This window comes from Paramagnetospirillum magnetotacticum MS-1 (assembly GCF_000829825.1).
Taxonomy (GTDB): domain Bacteria; phylum Pseudomonadota; class Alphaproteobacteria; order Rhodospirillales; family Magnetospirillaceae; genus Phaeospirillum; species Phaeospirillum magnetotacticum.
Genome location: NZ_JXSL01000027.1, coordinates 34,937 through 51,565 on the forward strand (window position 1 = coordinate 34,937; position 16,629 = coordinate 51,565).

17 protein-coding genes are annotated in these 16,629 nt (G+C 64.2%); 5 read left to right on the forward strand and 12 right to left on the reverse strand.

What is annotated here, in order from left to right:
- Nucleotides 1–197: 197 nt before the first annotated feature.
- A complete protein-coding gene (locus CCC_RS08875; RefSeq protein WP_009867622.1) occupies nucleotides 198–1,175 on the forward strand; it encodes a phosphoribosylaminoimidazolesuccinocarboxamide synthase in 978 nt (325 codons plus the stop codon).
- Between the two features lie 59 nt (nucleotides 1,176–1,234).
- Here the strand turns inward: CCC_RS08875 and CCC_RS08880 are convergent, their stop codons facing one another.
- Nucleotides 1,235–1,666, reverse strand: a complete 432-nt coding sequence (locus CCC_RS08880) for a CBS domain-containing protein (RefSeq protein ID WP_009867623.1) — start codon at nucleotides 1,664–1,666, stop codon at nucleotides 1,235–1,237.
- A 104-nt stretch (nucleotides 1,667–1,770) separates the two neighbouring features.
- Nucleotides 1,771–2,478: a RadC family protein gene (gene radC, locus CCC_RS08885; RefSeq protein ID WP_052473057.1), complete on the reverse strand. Its 708-nt coding sequence runs from the start codon at nucleotides 2,476–2,478 to the stop codon at nucleotides 1,771–1,773.
- Between the two features lie 189 nt (nucleotides 2,479–2,667).
- Between radC and CCC_RS21155 the strand changes: the two genes are divergently transcribed.
- Nucleotides 2,668–3,708: an acyltransferase family protein gene (locus CCC_RS21155; protein WP_009868638.1), complete on the forward strand. Its 1,041-nt coding sequence runs from the start codon at nucleotides 2,668–2,670 to the stop codon at nucleotides 3,706–3,708.
- Here the strand turns inward: CCC_RS21155 and CCC_RS08895 are convergent.
- Nucleotides 3,705–4,244 (reverse strand): transcriptional regulator, encoded by a 540-nt coding sequence (locus CCC_RS08895; RefSeq protein ID WP_009868637.1) that lies wholly within the window; start codon nucleotides 4,242–4,244, stop codon nucleotides 3,705–3,707. The genes CCC_RS21155 and CCC_RS08895 overlap by 4 nt on opposite strands.
- A 125-nt stretch (nucleotides 4,245–4,369) precedes the next feature.
- Here CCC_RS08895 and CCC_RS08900 point away from each other — a divergent pair, with 125 nt between their 5' ends.
- Entirely contained in the window at nucleotides 4,370–5,338 is a 969-nt protein-coding gene (locus CCC_RS08900) for a mitochondrial fission ELM1 family protein (protein WP_009868636.1), read from the forward strand.
- Nucleotides 5,335–6,135, forward strand: coding sequence for a trypsin-like serine peptidase (locus CCC_RS08905; RefSeq protein ID WP_009868635.1), 801 nt, complete (start codon nucleotides 5,335–5,337; stop codon nucleotides 6,133–6,135). The genes CCC_RS08900 and CCC_RS08905 overlap by 4 nt, the downstream gene beginning before the upstream one ends.
- Before the next feature lie 168 nt (nucleotides 6,136–6,303).
- On the opposite strand, the gene CCC_RS08910 is transcribed toward CCC_RS08905, so the two are convergent.
- The 5 genes from CCC_RS08910 to radA all read right to left on the reverse strand — a co-directional run bounded on the left by CCC_RS08910 (nucleotide 6,304) and on the right by radA (nucleotide 12,362).
- The gene (locus CCC_RS08910; protein WP_236686344.1) at nucleotides 6,304–7,530 is read right to left on the reverse strand and encodes a hypothetical protein; all 1,227 of its coding nucleotides are present in this window, start codon (nucleotides 7,528–7,530) and stop codon (nucleotides 6,304–6,306) included.
- A gap of 283 nt (nucleotides 7,531–7,813) precedes the next feature.
- Nucleotides 7,814–8,533, reverse strand: a complete 720-nt coding sequence (locus tag CCC_RS08915) for an SDR family NAD(P)-dependent oxidoreductase (protein WP_009868633.1) — start codon at nucleotides 8,531–8,533, stop codon at nucleotides 7,814–7,816.
- Nucleotides 8,533–9,993: an amidophosphoribosyltransferase gene (purF, locus tag CCC_RS08920; RefSeq protein ID WP_009868632.1), complete on the reverse strand. Its 1,461-nt coding sequence runs from the start codon at nucleotides 9,991–9,993 to the stop codon at nucleotides 8,533–8,535. Before purF ends, CCC_RS08915 begins: the two co-directional genes overlap by 1 nt.
- 53 nt (nucleotides 9,994–10,046) lie before the next feature.
- Nucleotides 10,047–10,772 (reverse strand): CvpA family protein, encoded by a 726-nt coding sequence (locus CCC_RS08925; protein ID WP_009868631.1) that lies wholly within the window; start codon nucleotides 10,770–10,772, stop codon nucleotides 10,047–10,049.
- A gap of 207 nt (nucleotides 10,773–10,979) precedes the next feature.
- Nucleotides 10,980–12,362, reverse strand: a complete 1,383-nt coding sequence (gene radA, locus CCC_RS08930; protein ID WP_041040929.1) for a DNA repair protein RadA — start codon at nucleotides 12,360–12,362, stop codon at nucleotides 10,980–10,982.
- Between the two features lie 200 nt (nucleotides 12,363–12,562).
- On the opposite strand from radA, the gene CCC_RS08935 reads away from it, so the two are divergent.
- Nucleotides 12,563–13,315: a substrate-binding periplasmic protein gene (locus CCC_RS08935; protein ID WP_160295530.1), complete on the forward strand. Its 753-nt coding sequence runs from the start codon at nucleotides 12,563–12,565 to the stop codon at nucleotides 13,313–13,315.
- On the opposite strand, the gene CCC_RS08940 is transcribed toward CCC_RS08935, so the two are convergent.
- The 4 genes from CCC_RS08940 to CCC_RS08955 form a co-directional block, all read right to left on the reverse strand.
- On the reverse strand, nucleotides 13,312–14,088 hold the full coding sequence (locus CCC_RS08940; protein ID WP_041040932.1) for an ABC transporter ATP-binding protein: 777 nt from the start codon (nucleotides 14,086–14,088) through the stop codon (nucleotides 13,312–13,314). The two genes, CCC_RS08935 and CCC_RS08940, sit on opposite strands and share 4 nt — an antisense overlap.
- 3 nt (nucleotides 14,089–14,091) lie before the next feature.
- The gene (locus CCC_RS08945; protein ID WP_009868627.1) at nucleotides 14,092–14,868 is read right to left on the reverse strand and encodes an MlaE family ABC transporter permease; all 777 of its coding nucleotides are present in this window, start codon (nucleotides 14,866–14,868) and stop codon (nucleotides 14,092–14,094) included.
- Nucleotides 14,865–15,980, reverse strand: coding sequence for an alanine racemase (alr, locus tag CCC_RS08950; RefSeq protein ID WP_009868626.1), 1,116 nt, complete (start codon nucleotides 15,978–15,980; stop codon nucleotides 14,865–14,867). The genes CCC_RS08945 and alr overlap by 4 nt, the downstream gene beginning before the upstream one ends.
- A gap of 64 nt (nucleotides 15,981–16,044) precedes the next feature.
- Entirely contained in the window at nucleotides 16,045–16,611 is a 567-nt protein-coding gene (locus tag CCC_RS08955) for a hypothetical protein (RefSeq protein ID WP_152619746.1), read from the reverse strand.
- Between the last annotated feature and the right edge of the window lie 18 nt (nucleotides 16,612–16,629).

A 16,629-nucleotide genomic window follows, 5' to 3' on the forward strand; every position in this document is an offset into this window, starting at 1 on the left:
TCCTGGGTCGCTCTTTGGCGACTTTGATGCATATGACTGTGAGGCAGTCGCCAGCATTCGTCAAGGGCATTGTTGGGAACAAAAACTGTTGTGCTGCACAACAATATAATCGAGACTCTTTCCAAACTAGGCCGCTCCCTTGCCCGCAGCCCTCGGGAATGCGATAAAGGCAGCCCATTTTTCTTGGATGTCTGGACATGCTCTTAGCCGCCGCGATCCGCGCCGCCATCCCCGGCGTGCTTACCGAAGCCGAGTTCCCCGAACTGCCCAACTACTATCGTGGCAAGGTGCGCGAGAACTATGACCTGCCCGACGGGCGGCGCATCCTGATTTCCACAGATCGCCAGAGCGCCTTTGATCAGGTGCTGGCGGCGGTGCCGTTCAAGGGGCAGGTCCTGACTCAGACGGCACGCTTTTGGTTCGAGGCGACCAAGGATATCTGCCCCAACCATGTGATCGAATATCCCGACCCCAATGTGGTGGTGGGCAAGCGTCTGGACATGCTGCCCATCGAGATGGTGGTGCGCGACTATCTGACGGGCTCCACCGACACCTCCATCTGGTCCATGTACAAGGCGGGGCGGCGGAATATGTACGGCCTCGACTTCGCCGACGGCATGGTGAAGAACGACAAACTGCCTTTGACCATCCTGACGCCCACCACCAAGGCCGATGTTGGCGGCCATGACGCCCCCATTTCGCCCGCCGATGTGGTGGCGCGCGGGCTTCTCACCCAGGCTCAGTGGGACGAACTGGCGCGCCTGTCCCTGGCCCTGTTTGCCCGTGGGCGCGAGATCGCGGCAAAGCACGGGCTGATCCTGGTGGACACCAAGTTCGAGTTCGGGGTGGACGGGCAGGGGCGCATTACGCTGGCCGACGAGATCCTGACCCCTGATTCCAGCCGCTATTGGAAGGCCGACAGCTATGCCGGGCGCCATGCTCGGGCTGAGGAGCCGGAAAGCCTGGACAAGGAATTCCTGCGCATCTGGATCGCCGCGCGTTGCGATCCCTATACCCAGCCCATTCCGGTCATTCCCGACGACACCCTGGTGGAGTTTTCCGCCAAGTACATCTCGCTGTTCGAGACGGTGACTGGCTTGCCCTTTGAGGCGCCGTCATCAGCAGAGACGGTCAAGGATCGCATCCGCCGCAATCTGGCGCGCTATCTGCCCTGACGAAAAAAGCCCCTCTCCCGCCAAGGAGAGGGGCTTTCCCCTTGTGGCAATTGTCTGCGTCAGCCCGCGGTGACGTAGGCTCGCATGGCTTCGGCCTCGAATTCGGCGCGTTCTAGGCTGTTGGACACCAGATCGCGGATGGAGACGATGCCCTTCATCTGGCCATTATCCATGACTGGCATGTGGCGGAAGTGATGGGTGGACATGGTGCTCATCACCGAGGCCACCGTGTCGCTTCCCTGGCAGGTCAGCGGATTGCGGGTCATGTGATCGCCGACCGGTTCCGCCAGGACGGGGGCGCCGTGGGCGGCCAGACAGCGGGTGACGTCGCGCTCGGTGAAGATTCCCAGGGTATTGTCCTTCTCGTCCACCACCAGAACCGCGCCCACCTTGAAGGCCGCCATCCCCTGGACGGCGTCGATCATGGCCTTGGAAGGCAGGATCTTGAAAATCTTATTGCCCTTCTTGGCAAGGATATCGGAAACCAGCATCGACGTTCCCCCGTGACTGCATCAGATGCGGTCAGGATAACCTGAACGGGCGATACCACAAGCGGGGATAAAGGGTAATGCCCTCCCGGGAAGGGGCGAGAGGGCTATAGCAGCCCCATGGCCTTGAAGCTTGAATGGCCCTTGCGTCCGACCACCACATGGTCGTGAAGCGCGATACCCACGGCGGCCAGGGCGTCCTTGACGGCGCGGGTCATCTCCATGTCGGCCCGCGACGGCTTGGGGTCGCCGCTCGGGTGATTATGAACCATCACTATGGCGCTGGCGTGAAGAGCCAGGGCGCGTTTAACAACCTCGCGCGGGTAGAGCGGGGTATGATCCACGGTTCCGGTCTGCTGGACCTCGTCGGCGATCAGGGTGTTCTTGCGGTCGAGAAAGAGCAGGCGGAACTGTTCCGTGGGCAAGGTGTTCATGGCGGTGCGGCAGTAATCGAGCAGCACGTCCCAACTGGAGATCACCGAATTATTGAGCACCGGGGCGCGGGCCAGCCGGATGGCGGCTTCGCGCACTACTTTCAGAACAGCGGCGGCCACGTCCTTGATGCCGTCGATGGTCTTGAGGTCTTCCACATCGGCGGTGATCACGTCGGCGAAACTGCCAAAGCGTTTGATCAGCGCCTTGGCCAGCGGTTTGGTGTCCCTCTGCGGAATGGCGGCGCCCAGCAGAAGTTCCAGCAATTCATAGTCGGGCAGGGCCTCGGGGGCATCGAGAAAGCGGGAGCGCAGCCTTTCCCGGTGGCCCTTGTGCTCCGCCGTCTGACCCGTCGAGGGGGATGCCCCGGCGAGTTTCGTCATGCTGCGTTCTCCCAACTCTCAGCTGTCCTCAACGAATATCCATAAAGCGACGGATGCACAAGCCGATCCCGTGCAGGGACGGGTGTTGACGGCCATTCCTGGAACTGGTGTGTTGCAAGATCAACCCTCTGAATGCCGGGGACGGCCGCATTGCCCAATTATGCCATCGTAGAAAGACCTGGATTTTCGGTGCTTCTGGATCATGTGCGATGGCTTTCGGCTTTCGCAGTCCTGTGCGGCCATTCCCGCAACGCGCTGTTCCTGCCCTATGTCCAGTTTCCCGATCTGGGACTGGCCGGAAAGGTTTTTTACGCCCTGACCAATCTGCAGAACGAGGCGGTCATCTGCTTTTTCGTCATCAGCGGTCTTCTGGTCGGCGGTAAATTGCTGGACTATGCCGGGCGTTCCGAATTTCCCCTGCGGGCCTATGTCATCGATCGGCTGTCGCGGCTTTACGTCGTGCTGATTCCGGCCCTGGCCTTGAGTTATGGCGTGGCGGCGCTTGGCTACTGCCAAGGTGATGGGGTCTCGGAATGGCTGGGGGCGGTGTTCTACCTCCAGCATATCCTGGTGCGCAATACGGCCTGCAACATGCCTTTGTGGAGTCTGGCCAACGAGTTCTGGTACTACGCCCTGGGGTTGGCGGCGGTGCTGGCTTGGCGGGGAAGCCGCCTTGCCTTGGGAGCCGGAATCGCCGTGGCGGCGCTGTTGCTGCTTGCCGATTCATGGAACAGCCAGAACGTCCTGCTCTATCTGCCCTTTTGGGCGGCGGGGATGATGGTGTTCTGGTTGCCGCGCCCCGTGACCGGGCGATGGGCGGCTCTGGCTCTGTTTGGGGCGGCTTTGCTTGTGTCGCGTAGTCACATTCTGGACGGCATTTTCTGGCTGCGCGATGCCTTGATCGCCATGGCTCTGGTTCTCTTCCTGGCGACGGCGGCCCATAAACCGTCTTCGGGCCATCCAGGTCGTTCGGCCGATTGGGGGCGGCGGTTGGCCGGATTTTCCTTTACCCTCTACCTGACCCATTGGCCGGTGCTGCTGCTTTATACTGGCTGGGTGGAGGCCAATTACGACGCGCTTTATCCGCTGGACCCCAGGCGGATAGGGTCCTACGCCACATGGTTTGGAGCGGTTTTGGTGTGTGTGGCGTTCGCGGCATCGGCGGCGCTGGTTACCGAGGCGAAAACCGCCCATGTCAGGGCATTCGTCCGCACCAAGCTTGGGGCCTAGAGGCGGGCGCGGAAGTCTTCCAGCCAGGCCAGACGGCTTTCCAGCAGGGCCATGTCATGGTCCAGCCATGCCGCCAGGGCGCTGCCACCCTCGCCATCGCTGCCGCGCAGATCGGCAAGGCGGGCCAGTTCGCTGTCGACGCCTTCGATCAGCAGGTCGATCTGGTGGGCGCGTTCCTCCGCCTCCATCAGGCCGAGGAAGCGCATCTTCAACGCCACCACCAGCTTGGACAGGTCCGAGCCGGGGCGAAGCCGGGCGGTCAGCAGGCTGTGCAATTCGCGCCGCCCGGCCGCCGAGATGGCAAGCATGGCATCGTCTTCCATGCCCTGGCCGTCGTCCACGGCCTCGACCAGCCCTTCATAGCGCAGCAATTCGATGGAGATGCCCATCAATTCCAGGCTGGGGCCCATGATCCGGCTGGTGAAGTGCCGCACCGACCCGGCCAGTTCGCTGTAGCGCATGGGCTGGGACGCGATGGTTCCCAGCGCGCACAGGCGCACGGCTTCCTTGGGGGTCAATGTGTTGTCGGCGAACATGGCTTGTTCCGCTTCACGAAAGGTCCTTCCAAATATAGGGGGTAAACGCTCTCGCGTCCACAAATACGACGGGAGGGCTTGCAAAGCCCGGCCATTTCGCCGAGCTTGTCGCCATGACTTCAGGGATGACCGACGCAGCCGAAATCTGGGTGCTGGCCGATGATCGGGCTGGCAATGTGGCCCAATGCCTGGGGGTGGCCGAGGCGCTGGGGCGGAGCTTCGCGGTAAAGACACTGCGCTATGACCGGCTGGCGCGCCTGCCCAATCTTTTGCGCGGAGCCGGGCTGACCGGTGTGACGGATGAGAGCCGGGCCGGTCTCGCCGCCCCCTGGCCGCGTCTGGTGATCGCCGCCGGGCGGCGTACCGCGCCCGTGGCGCGCTGGATCAAGCGGCAATGCGGGGCCCGGCTGGTGCAGATCATGGATCCCGGCTTTCCCGGGCGGGGAGATTTCGACCTGATCGTCTCTCCCGCCCATGATGGCCGCAAGGCTGGCGGCAATGTGATGGCGGTGCTGGGGGCGCCCCATCGGGTGACGCCCCAGCGTCTGGCCGCCGAGGCGGAAAAGTGGGCTCCGGCATTCGCCCATCTGCCGCGCCCCTGGGTGGCGGTGATCGTGGGCGGCGCCACCAAGAACCGGCCCTTTCCGGCAGAGATGGCCGAAACCTTGGGCCGCAGCGTCGCCCGGCTGGCCGCCAAGGCGGGTGGTTCGGTCCTGCTCACCACCAGCCGCCGCACCGGCGCCAATCAGGAAACGGCCCTGGCGGCGGCATTGCCCGAGCCGCGCTGGCTGCACCTGTATTCCCAAGGCGGCGAGAATCCTTATTTCGGCTTCCTGGCCCTGGCCGATGCAATCATCGTCACGGGTGATTCCGTCTCCATGTGCTGCGAGGCCTGCGCGGCGGATGCCCCCGTCTTTCTCTGGGCGCCCGAGGGCTGGGTGGCGGCCAAGCATGCCCGCCTGCATGCCCAGCTTTATCAGGCCGGTCTGGCCCGGCCGTTGGATGGGGCGGCATCCCTGGAGGGGTGGGAACGTCCCCGTCTCAATGCCGCCCAGGAGGTCGCCCGGGTGATCCGCGAGCGTTTGTTGCCATGAGGGGGCTGGTCGCCCTGTTGCTGGTACTGCTGCTCGCCATGCCTGCCGGGGCCGAGACGCGGCAATTGCACGGCATCAAGGGCGATGAGGACCAGCGGGTCCGCATGGCGGCGCAGGAATTCCCCTGGAGCGCCATGGGGCGGCTCAATTTCTTCAGTGGCCATTGCAGCGCCAGCCTGATCGGGCCGCGCCTGATCGCCACCGCCGCCCATTGCCTGTGGAACAGCCGGACCCAAAAGCCCTTTCCCGTTTCGTCATTCACCTTCGTGGCGGGATGGGACCGGGGGGAATATCTGCGTGTCTCCAAGGTCGCGGCCATCCATGCCGCCCCCAACTGGGTGCTGGACGGTGAATCCCGTGGCTTGGCCAGCCGGGCCGACGACTGGGCGCTGATGGAGCTTGAAGAGCCCCTGGGCGATGAGATCGGCTGGATCGCGCTGGGCGCGCCCCAGGCGGGCATGAAGGTGGCGGTGGCGGGCTATGGCCGCGACAAGGCCCAGGTGCCGCTGGCCCATCTGGGCTGTCATCTGACCCGTCAGGCGCTGCCCGGCGTCTTCATCCATGACTGCGATGCGGTCCAGGGCGAGTCGGGCGGCCCGGTCCTGGGCTGGAGCGAGGGCGAACTGCGTCTGGTGGCGGTCAATGTGGCGGTGATCCCCTCCCAGGGTGAAGCCGGAGTGGCCACCGGGATCGATGCCCTGCGCCCGTTGGCGGTCCGCCTGGGCGCCGCCAAATCCACCCGGGCGGGACCGGTCTCGCGCCCGGCAAGCCTGGATGTGGGAACGGCGTTGCGGTAGCGGGCTTGCGACAAAGTCCCGCTTGGCGGTCGGGCTGCCGCCCGCACCGGCCTGGGACCAAGCCCCAGACCCCCTTTTCTTTCCATCAATAAATTAACTGGGGTTTCAGGGGCTGAGCCCCTGATCGGGTCGGGGCGGAAAGCCCCGTCACGCAGTGATCTGGAGCCGTCAGTCGCTCAGCTGCAGCACGAATTCGGTGAGGAAGGGGGCGTTGCGCCGCCGTTCGGAATCGGTGCGGCCGAAATTGGCCAGCAGCCTGCGCATCCAGGTGCCGTCCAGGCGTTCGAATTCGAAATGGGCCCTCATGGCCAAATGCTCGCCCACGTAATCGGGCAGCTTGGAAGTCCATTTCATCAGGCCGTCGCGGAAGGCACCCTCGCGGGCCTGATCCATGCGGCCCGAGGGAGCGAATTCCTGGGTGTAAAGCTGGCTCAGTTCCCGCCAGCACTTGGCCATGACATCGGCTTCGAAGCGGATCAGATCCTGCAGCAGGATCAGGTTGTCCTCATTGGGCGGCTCGTAATTGCTGCGCGTCGCATCCTCGCGGAACAGCGGCCAGGGATTGTCCTCGGGCTTTTGCGGCGGGGCCTTCTTGCCTTTGGGCGCCTTGGCCCCGCGGAACGAGGCCCAGCGGGCATCCCAATTGTGCAAGATGGGATTGTTGACCTCGCTGCCCTGCATGATCTCGATGATCTTCTCGCCGCCGACTTCGGCCCAGTTGTAGCTGTGGGCCAGGGTCTGCATGTGCCGGGTCTGGCGCATCTGCGGCAAAACAAACTTGTTCAGAACCTCGCGGTAGGCCACGCCGAATTCGGGAGCCAGCAGGAAAGGCAGGCGCAGTCCCCGCGACGGCTGGCTGATGCGGAAAATGCTGAGAATCTTCTCGGTATAAGCGCAGATGGTGTCGTCGAACAGGGTGGGGAAATCGGTGAAGGGCTTGTCCGGTTCGTTAGCACCGCTGGTCGGCGCGCCGGGCAGCGGGGCCTGGAACTTGGGCATCATCTTGCCCATGCGGTCTCCGGGGGAACCCAACTGGGCGGCGAACAGGGGCGGGGGCTCGCGCACCGGGGCCTGCGAGCGGACGGTGCGGGTGGGCGCGGCGATGGCGCCACGCGCCAGCAGCGCCTGGAAGCCCGCCTGGGCGCTTTCCGCCTCGGTCATCTGGGGCGGCCCCAGCAATTGCATGGCGATGTCGGCCAGGACGCGCAGATCCTCCTCGCGGCCATCGCCGGGGGGCAGCAGGGACTGGAAGTTACGCTCGCGCGCTTCCTTGAGCTTGCCCAAACCGTAGCGTTCGATGGATTTGGTGAGAATCACCGAGAAGACCACACTGAGTTGCTTCTCATTGGCCCATTTGCGCGCCTCGGGGTCCTTCAGCGTCATACGGCGCAGCATCAGGATATGGGGGATTTCCAGGTGGCGCGTGGCCGCAATAAGGCTGGCAACCTTCGTCTCAAAGGTTTTTGCCCCCTCTCGCGGATCGGAACCCGTCATGCGCGTCCTGTCGGCCTTGGTGGCCGCTCCTTCCCAGAAACCGTGACCGGATCACCCCCCAGGTGATCTCGTAACGCCCCCCAATCCCAATGGGGATAGCTCATGATCGGGGCAGGGCGCAAGCCTGTTCCGTCACGCCGTGACTGATTGTGACGGAGCTTGGGAAAACCCTAGGGGATAAACCTTACGGACTAGTTCGGATGACCTCACCATGGCGGGTGCAGCCCGGCAGGCAAAGCTCGAGAAAAGCGCCAGCCACGTCGTCCGGTTGTGCCAGTTTCGACGGATCTTCGCCGGGAAAGGCGATGGAGCGCAGCCGGGTGGCCACCACGCCGGGGTCGAGCAGGTTGGCCTTGACCGCAGTCACCTTGGCGATCTCGGCGGCCCAGGTGCGGACCATGGTTTCCAGAGCCGCCTGACTGGCGGCATAGGCTCCCCAGAACGGCTCGGCGCCCTGAGCCGCGCCCGATGTGGTGAAGACCGCGCGTCCCAGGGGCGCCATGCGCAGCAAGGGGTCACAGGCGCGGATCAGCCGCCAGTTGGCGGTGACGTTGACGGCGAAGGCCTCTTCCCAATCATCGGGAGAGTGCTGAGCGACGGGGGTAAGTCCGCCGCCGATGGCGCCCGCATTGCCCACCAGGATATCCAGGCGGCCAAAGCGCTGAAAGATGGCGGCGGCGACCTGTTCGATGAGGCCGGGCTTGCGCAGATCCTCGGGCACCAGGACCAGCGGCTTGCCGCCCATTGACCGGATCTGGTCGTCCAGTTCCTCCAGCGCCCCTTGCGTGCGGGCGATGGCGACGATTTCGGCCCCCTCGGCGGCCAGACGTCTTGCCACGGCCGCGCCAATCCCGCGCGAGGCGCCGGTCACCAGCGCCACGCGGCCCTCGAGAGGCCCGGTCATCAGTGGCTGTCCTCGGCCAGCAGGGAAAGCTGCTTGGTGTCGGTCTTGGCGTTGATGTAGTCGGTGGGCTCCACCGGATAGTCGCCGGTGAAGCAGGCGTCACAGAACTGCGGCTCGGCCGAATTGCGGCCCGGTTCGCCCACCGCGCGGTACAGGCCGTCGATGGAGATGAAGGCCAGCGAATCCACGCCGATCAATTTGGCCATGCCGTCCACGTCGTAGCGCGCCGCCAGCAGCTTCTCGCGCTCGGGCGTGTCGATGCCGAAATAGCAGGAATAGGTGGTCGGCGGGCTGGAGATGCGCATGTGCACCTCGGTGGCACCAGCCTGGCGCACCATTTCGACGATCTTGCGGCTGGTGGTGCCGCGCACGATGGAATCATCGACCAGGATGACGCGCTTGCCCGCCAGGGTCGCCCGGTTGGCGTTATGCTTCATCTTGACGCCGGTATGACGCACGCTGTCGGTGGGCTGAATGAAGGTGCGGCCCACATAATGGTTGCGGATGATGCCCAGTTCGAAGGGAATCCCGGCCTCGGCGGCAAAGCCGATGGCCGCGGGCACGCCGGAATCGGGAACCGGCACCACCACGTCGGCATCCACCTGGCTTTCGCGGGCCAGTTCCGAGCCGATGCGCTTTCTGGCCTCGTAGACGCTGGTGCCTTCCACCACGGAATCGGGCCGGGCGAAGTAGATGTATTCGAAGATGCACAGGCGTGACGGACGCTTGGTGAAGGGCTTGACCGAACGGATGCCCTCGGCCGACAACACCACGATCTCGCCCGGTTCTACATCGCGGACGAACTCGGCGCCGATGATGTCGAGCGCGCAGGATTCAGACGCCAGAATCCAGGCCTTATCCAACCGGCCCAGACAGAGCGGACGGATGCCCAACGGATCGCGCACGCCGAACACCGCGTCGGTGGTGGCCGCCACCAGGGAATAGGCGCCCTCGATCTGGCGCAGCGCGTCGATCAGGCGGTCCTCGACGGTGGAATACAGGCTGATGGCGATGAGGTGGATGATCACCTCGGTATCGGTGGTGGATTGGAACAGGCAGCCGCGCCGCACCAACTGGCGGCGCAGCGCCATGGCATTGGTGAGATTGCCGTTATGGCCCAGCGCCAGACCGCCGAATTCCATCTCGGCGAAAAGCGGCTGCACATTGCGCAGCAGGGTCTCGCCCGTGGTGGAATAGCGCACATGGCCCACCGCCATGGAACCCTTCAGCTTGCGGATGACCGATTCGGACCCGAAATTATCCTCCACATGGCCAAGGCCACGGTGGTTGTGAAAAGTCGTGCCGTCATAGGAGACGATGCCCGCCGCTTCCTGGCCGCGATGCTGAAGGGCGTGAAGCCCCAGCGCCACATGGGCCGCCGCTTCCGGATGGCCGAAAATGCCGAACACGCCGCATTCCTCGCGGAGATGGTCGTCGTCGAAGGGGTGGGTGGTCAGCATGGGATTTAGGTCCTGGTTTCGCTGCGGGGGGGGGCTTCGGTTCGGGCGGAAGGTTATTGCTGGGTGCGGATCAGCCGTTCCATCTGGGTCCGGCTTTCATTGTCATAGGTCTGATCGGGTTTTGCGGCGGGTTTGCCCGGCGCCTTGCCATCAGCGGCCGGATGGGCGTTGGCTGCGGCGGGCTGGGGCGAAATGAATTTCTGGAAGGTCTTTTCGGCTTCCATCAACTGGCGGGCTTCGGAAGAGGCCTCCTTGGCCTTGCCCTCGGCCTTGCCCTCGGCCTTGCCCAGACCTTCGGGGGCGAGGCTCTGAAGGGTGGCGGCACCGCGCATCAGCCAGGGACGCGAGCGGCTCTGGGCCAGCCAGTCGGGCTGCTGCTCGGGGCTGTCGAACAGCCAGGCCGCCGACATATAGGCCAGCGACACCAGCACCGCGCCGCGCGCCAGGCCGAAGACGAAGCCCAGGGACGAATCCACCGAGTTCAGCGCGCTTCGCTTCACCGTGTCCGAGACCCGCTTGGTTAACAGCGACAGTATCAGCAAGGTGACCAGGAACAGACAGGCCCCGGCGGCAATATCGGCCACGATGGTGCTGCCGATATGGGAGCGGAAGAAGGGCTGGGCATGGGGAAAGCCATACAGGGCGGCGAAGACAGCGCCCACCCAGGAGGTGATGGACAGCACTTCCTGGACAAAGCCGCGCAGGAAGGCAAAGCCCGCCGAGCCGAGCAGCACCACGGCGACCACAATGTCGACAGCGGTGGTGTTGAGGTTCCCCATGGCCTCTTCCTGTTATACGGCAGGCTGCTCTTGCAGCCTGCCTGGTGTCCCTCAGGCGCCGGGCGCGCGCCTTAAGCGCGCTTGGCTCCCGCGCCCCGCACGCGCAGGCGTGCGATCGCAAAATTTGCCAGCGAAGCCGGCTGGCGCGCCGGCCTTTGGCCGCAACTCCTCGCTGGGCAAGAAGCCCAACTCGTCGGCTTAATCCGGTCACTCGTGCCGGAACAGCCCCAGCACGTCCTGCAAATGGCCTATGGAGCGGATGGCGAGAGGCGACGCCGCGCCCGCTGCTCCTCCGCCCTTGTCCTTGCGCGGCCGGGCCGGTACCAGCGCCTGATCGAAGCCCAGCTTGGCGGCTTCCTTCAGGCGGGTATCGGCCTGGGCCACCGCCCGGACCTCGCCAGACAGCCCGATCTCGCCGAACACGACCATGTCGGCGGGAACGGGCACATCGGACGCGGACGACACCAGCGCCGCGGCGACCGCAAGGTCGGCGGCAGGCTCGGCGATCCGCAATCCTCCGGCGACGTTCAAATAAACGTCATTTCCCGACAAAGCAAGCCCACAGCGGGCATCAAGCACCGCCAGCACCATGGACAAACGGTTAGTGTCCCAGCCTACCACGGCGCGCCGGGGCGAGGACAGCGAGCTTGGCGCCACCAGGGCCTGGATTTCCACCAGCATGGGGCGCGTGCCCTCCATGCCCGCGAAGACGCAAGACCCCGACACATTGCCGCGCCGCTCGGCCAGGAACAGGGCAGACGGATTGGCCACCTCCGACAGCCCGCCTTCGGTCATCTCGAACACCCCGATCTCGTCTGTGGCGCCAAAGCGGTTCTTGACCGCACGCAGGATGCGGAACTGATGGCCCCGGTCGCCCTCGAAATAAAGGACGGTGTCGACCATGTGTTCCAGCACGCGGGGCCCGGCGATGGTGCCTTCCTTGGTGACATGGCCCACCAGGAACAGCACGAAGCCCCGGCGCTTGGCCAGCCGGATCAGTTCGGCGGCGCAGGCGCGGACCTGACTGACCGTGCCGGGCGCCGATTCGATGTTGTCGGCATAGACGGTCTGGATGGAATCGATGACCACCACCTGGGGGGCGTCGGGCTGATCCAGGGAGGCGATGATGTCGCGCAAGGACCCGGCCGAGGCCAGTGCCACATTGGCCTTGGCATAGCCCAAACGGGCGGCGCGCATGCGCACCTGATCCACCGCTTCTTCGCCCGAGATATAGGCGACGGAAACCTGGGCGGAAAGCCGTGCCGTGGCCTGAAGCAAAAGGGTGGACTTGCCGATACCGGGATCGCCGCCCACCAACAGGCAGGACCCAGGCACCAGCCCGCCGCCGCACACCCTGTCAAGCTCACCGATGCCGGTCAGCCAGCGCGACAGCGGCGCGGATGAGCCCTCCAGCCCAACGAACTCGATGCGCTTGCCCTTGCCCGCCGTCAGGCCCTTGGGCACTTCTTCGCGCGCCGCTTCCTCGGTGATGGAGTTCCAGGCGCCGCACGATTCGCACTTGCCCGCCCATTTGCGGGTGACGGCACCGCAATCCTGGCAGACGAATTGGGAGGAGGGGGCTTTGGCCAAGAGAGCTGTTTTCCTCGCCGAGACGCGATTCCGGTAAAAGGACAGTAACATGGGAACATTGGGGCAACAAATGAAAAGCCCGCAATGCCATTTCAAAGTTTTGGGGCTGGACATCCATTTGCCTTCCGGGGATGATTCTCCGATTGGAAGGGGGGGATATGGGTATCCGTCAAGTGTGGCGCTGCCTATTGGTGTTCGCGATGACTGGTCTGATCACCCGGGGCGTGATCGCGCAAGAGGTGTCTGTACCTGCCGTGACCATCGGCGCCTATGACTACCCTCCATTCGGTTTTGCTGAAAATTCCCAACAGACTGGCTACAGCCTGGACATCCTTAAAGAGGCCGTGCGCCGGGCTGGCTTGTCCTTTTCCATCGAGGATTTTCCGGTTGTCCGCGCGACGGAATTGCTGCACGGAACCCCGAATTTCATCATTGCGGGCACCTTGACCCCGGAAGCGGTGGTCCGCTACGGATCCTCCCATTGGCCCTTCTGCTTTGAAACGGCATCCCACGCCCTGCTCGTCAAGGCCGACAGTCCCTATAACCGCCTGGAGGACATTCCGCGATCCGCCAGTATCGGCGCCTTTTTGGGATACACCTTGAAGAAGCACTTCACCGAACTGGGATATGATCTCCAGCTTGCCAGCGAAAATTGGCAGGTGGCGGAAATGTTGGTGCGCGGGCGGGTCGAGGCTTGGGCCACCTTCGAATCTTCCGCCTACTATCTGATGGAGGCCAAGAATATCCCCCTGAACTCGGTCAGGAGCATCCCCATCAAGCAATTTCCCTTTTGCGCCATCGCCAGCCGCGGAACCAATCCGGAGGTCTTGACCCGTTTGCGGGCGGCTTATCTCTCCATGGAAGCCGATGGCACCCGCAAGGCGATCCGCAGCCGTTATGCCCGGTTCCTGGGGGCGGACAATCCCTATTCCGCCATTCCTAAATTGCCCTAAGCCCTGAGTTCCATGGTGATCGGCCCCACGGCGCGACCGTGGATGAACTGGTCGACGAACTCGTTGCCGGAATGGTCGATGTCACGCGCGGCGCCGACCCAGATCAGCTTGCCCTTATAAAGCATGGCGATGCGGTCGGAGATCTTGCGGGCCGAGGCCATGTCGTGGGTGATGGACAGCGCCGTGGCGCCCACTTCCTTGCAGCACTTGACGATCAGGTCGTTGATCACGTCGGCCATGATGGGGTCCAGCCCGGTGGTGGGCTCGTCGAAGAAGATGATTTCCGGGTTGGTGGCGATGGCGCGCGCCAGGGAGACGCGCTTTTGCATGCCGCCCGACAGTTCCGACGGCGACAATTCGCCGGTGGAGGCGGCAAGACCCACCTGGGCCAGCTTCTCGATGGCGATGTCGCGGGCCTTGGCCCGCTCCATCTTCTGGCCCTGGATCAGGCCGAAGGCCACGTTCTCCCAGACCTTCAGCGAGTCGAACAGGGCACCGCCCTGAAACAGCATGCCGAACTTCTTCATGATGCGGTCGCGGTCCTTGGCCCCCATGCCGACGACCTCTTCGCCATCGATCCTGATGGAGCCGGTCTCGGGGCGCAGCAGGCCCAGGATGCATTTCAGCATCACCGACTTACCGGTGCCCGAGCCGCCGATCACCACCACGGACTCGCCCTTGGCAACACTGAGGTCTATGCCATCCAGCACCACTTTGGGGCCAAAGGCCTTGTGGACACCGGTAAGCTCGATCTTCGGAGGCTGAGTGCTCATGGCTTATTTCCCGAAGAACATGGCGGTGATGATGTAGTTGAACACCAGGATCATGATGGCCGCGGACACCACCGCATTGGTGGTGGCCGCGCCCACGCCCTGGGCGCCGCCCTTGGAGTAATAGCCGTTATAGCAGCCCATCAGCGTGATCAAGAAGCCGAACACGGCGGCCTTGGTCAGGCCCGAGATCACGTCCAGCGGCTCGAGGAATTCCCAGGTACGCGCGATATAGGTGGCCGAGTTGAAGCCCAGCTTGTAGACACCGACGATATAGCCGCCGAACACGCCGATGATGTCGGCGATCAGCACCAGGAAGGGCAGCATCAGGGTCCCGGCCAGGATGCGCGGCGCCACCAGATACTTGAAGGGATTGGTCGATAGCGTGGTCAGGGCGTCGATCTGCTCGGTGACGCGCATGGTGCCGATTTCGGCGGCCATGGAGGCGCCGATGCGCCCCGCCACCATCAGACCGGCCAGGACGGGCGCCAGTTCGCGGGTCACCGAGAGGACCACCACGGTGGCCACGGCGCCCTCGGCGGCAAAGCGCGAGAAGCCCGAATAGGATTGCAGCGCCAGCACCATGCCGGTGAACACGGCGGTCAGGCCGACCACGGGCAGCGAGAAATAACCGATCTCGACGAATTCGCGCAGGATCAGGCGAGGATAGAAGGGCGGGCGGACCGTGTGCGACACCGCCATGGCGGTGAAGGCCGACAGCCGCCCCACATGGGCCAGGAATGCCAGGAAGACCCGGCCGATGGTGGCCAAGAATGAGGTCATGATTTTGCCGTCTCCGTGCCGGTCCAGCGGCGATGATGGCGGCGCCCCAGGGAGGTGAGGATCTCGTAGCCGATGGTACCGGCTTCGTCCGCGACACGATCCGGGCTGAGATCCGGGCCGATCAACTCGATCCAGGCGCCGGGATGGGCATGCTCCGCCGGGACGTCGGTGACGTCGAAGGTGGTCAAATCCATGGAAATCCGTCCGGCCACCGGCACCTTCATTCCCCCGATCATGCCATGTCCGCGATTGGAGAGGGACCGGAACCAGCCATCGGCATAACCGACCGCCACGACCGCCAGCTTTCGCTTCCCCTCGACACGGTGGGTGGCACCATAGCCAACGGTCTGGGGGCTGTCAACGTCACGGACCTGGACGATTTTTCCTTGCAGTTTAACCACTTGGCTCATGGGATTGGGGCGGCCCGGCATGGGGTTCAGCCCATAGAGGGCGGCGCCAGGGCGCACCAACCCTAAGTGAAAGCCGCGGCCCAGGAAGATGCCCGACGAGGCGGCGATGGATTGGGGCAGGGCGGGAAGATGGGATGCCAGCCGCCGCAGCGTCGTCAGCTGCCGGGCATTCATGGGCGAATCGGCGTCATCGGCGCAGGCCAGGTGGCTCATGACCAGAATGGGGCGGATGGCGGCGGTGATTTCCGGCTTGGCGGCCAGGCGTTCCAACTCGGTCTCGGATAAGCCGAGGCGGTTCATGCCGGTGTCGATATGGATGGCCGCCGCCGGTGCGCCGCTGCCCTTCTTGGCAAAACCGGCCCAGCCGGTGATCTGGGCCAGGGAGTTCAGGACCGGGATCAGATTATGGGCGGCGAACTCGCCCTCATCGCCGCCCAAAGGTCCGCTCAGCACATGGATCACCGCGGCGGGCAGGATCCGGCGAAGGGCGATGCCTTCATTGACGCAGGCCACGAAGAAGGACTGGCATCCAGCGGCGGAGAGGGCCGGTGCAATGTGTTCCATACCCAGCCCATAGCAATCCGCCTTGACCACGGCGGAAGCCTCGGCGGGGGCAACCAGGGCGGAAAGCCGCTTCCAGTTGGCGACGATGGCCGCCACATCGATGGTCAGCAGGGCGGTGGCGCGGGCAAGGTCGGTCATGGTCTGTCCAGGCAAAACGGAGTGCGCACCATCCCTCTCTTCGCACGCGAAGACAAGTCTCTGTTCAGCGCTGCCGCAGGTAACGGCGAAGTTGCCACAGTCCCACACCGGTGACGGCCATTCCGGCCAGGGCAAAGAAGCCGAGGATGGCGCCCAGGAAAAGGTTGAGCGCGACATCCGCCGATCGGGAACCGGTGGCATCCAATCCGATGGCAAAGGCATTAAGAACCAATTGCGCCGCTGGCAGGCCAGCAATCACCATGGTGGGCAGGCCGATAGCCAAGAGGATGACGGCGGCAGCCAGCCGCAGATGTGGAGAGGACTTGGATGTCTGGCGCATGGCAAGACTGCGGCGCAGGCCATAGCGGAATTTCCAACTGCCTGAAAAGGCGGGCAGGGTCGGGTGATGCCGGAGCAGGGCGGCGATGGCCTGTTCGGGAAGATCGGGCGCCCGGCGGATGGCGGCGATCAACTCGGCATCGGCCGTGCCGGGCCGGGCTGTCCTGAGATCCGCAAGCAGGCTTTCCATAGCGGCTTGGGCCAAGGGGCCCCGCAAGCTCCTGTCCACGAGATATGCGCCCAGGGTCGCCAGAGCCAGGATTGCAGCAATCACGATATAAGGGGCGGTCATGAAAGTCTGGTCCAGCAA

Bases quoted from the DNA above. Each gene is read 5' to 3' on its own strand.
- alr (WP_009868626.1), bottom strand. From the start codon at position 15,980: ATGACCGACCTTGCCCGCGCCACCGCCCTGCTGACCATCGATGTGGCG.
- radC (WP_052473057.1), bottom strand. From the start codon at position 2,478: ATGACGAAACTCGCCGGGGCATCCCCCTCGACGGGTCAGACGGCGGAG.
- CCC_RS08955 (WP_152619746.1), bottom strand. From the start codon at position 16,611: ATGACCGCCCCTTATATCGTGATTGCTGCAATCCTGGCTCTGGCGACC.
- CCC_RS08925 (WP_009868631.1), bottom strand. From the start codon at position 10,772: ATGGGGAACCTCAACACCACCGCTGTCGACATTGTGGTCGCCGTGGTG.
- CCC_RS08905 (WP_009868635.1), top strand. From the start codon at position 5,335: ATGAGGGGGCTGGTCGCCCTGTTGCTGGTACTGCTGCTCGCCATGCCT.
- CCC_RS08900 (WP_009868636.1), top strand. From the start codon at position 4,370: ATGACCGACGCAGCCGAAATCTGGGTGCTGGCCGATGATCGGGCTGGC.
- CCC_RS08910 (WP_236686344.1), bottom strand. From the start codon at position 7,530: ATGCTGCGCCGTATGACGCTGAAGGACCCCGAGGCGCGCAAATGGGCC.
- CCC_RS08915 (WP_009868633.1), bottom strand. From the start codon at position 8,533: ATGACCGGGCCTCTCGAGGGCCGCGTGGCGCTGGTGACCGGCGCCTCG.
- CCC_RS08945 (WP_009868627.1), bottom strand. From the start codon at position 14,868: ATGACCTCATTCTTGGCCACCATCGGCCGGGTCTTCCTGGCATTCCTG.
- purF (WP_009868632.1), bottom strand. From the start codon at position 9,993: ATGCTGACCACCCACCCCTTCGACGACGACCATCTCCGCGAGGAATGC.
- CCC_RS08935 (WP_160295530.1), top strand. From the start codon at position 12,563: ATGACTGGTCTGATCACCCGGGGCGTGATCGCGCAAGAGGTGTCTGTA.
- CCC_RS08875 (WP_009867622.1), top strand. From the start codon at position 198: ATGCTCTTAGCCGCCGCGATCCGCGCCGCCATCCCCGGCGTGCTTACC.
- CCC_RS08880 (WP_009867623.1), bottom strand. From the start codon at position 1,666: ATGCTGGTTTCCGATATCCTTGCCAAGAAGGGCAATAAGATTTTCAAG.
- CCC_RS08940 (WP_041040932.1), bottom strand. From the start codon at position 14,088: ATGAGCACTCAGCCTCCGAAGATCGAGCTTACCGGTGTCCACAAGGCC.
- CCC_RS08895 (WP_009868637.1), bottom strand. From the start codon at position 4,244: ATGTTCGCCGACAACACATTGACCCCCAAGGAAGCCGTGCGCCTGTGC.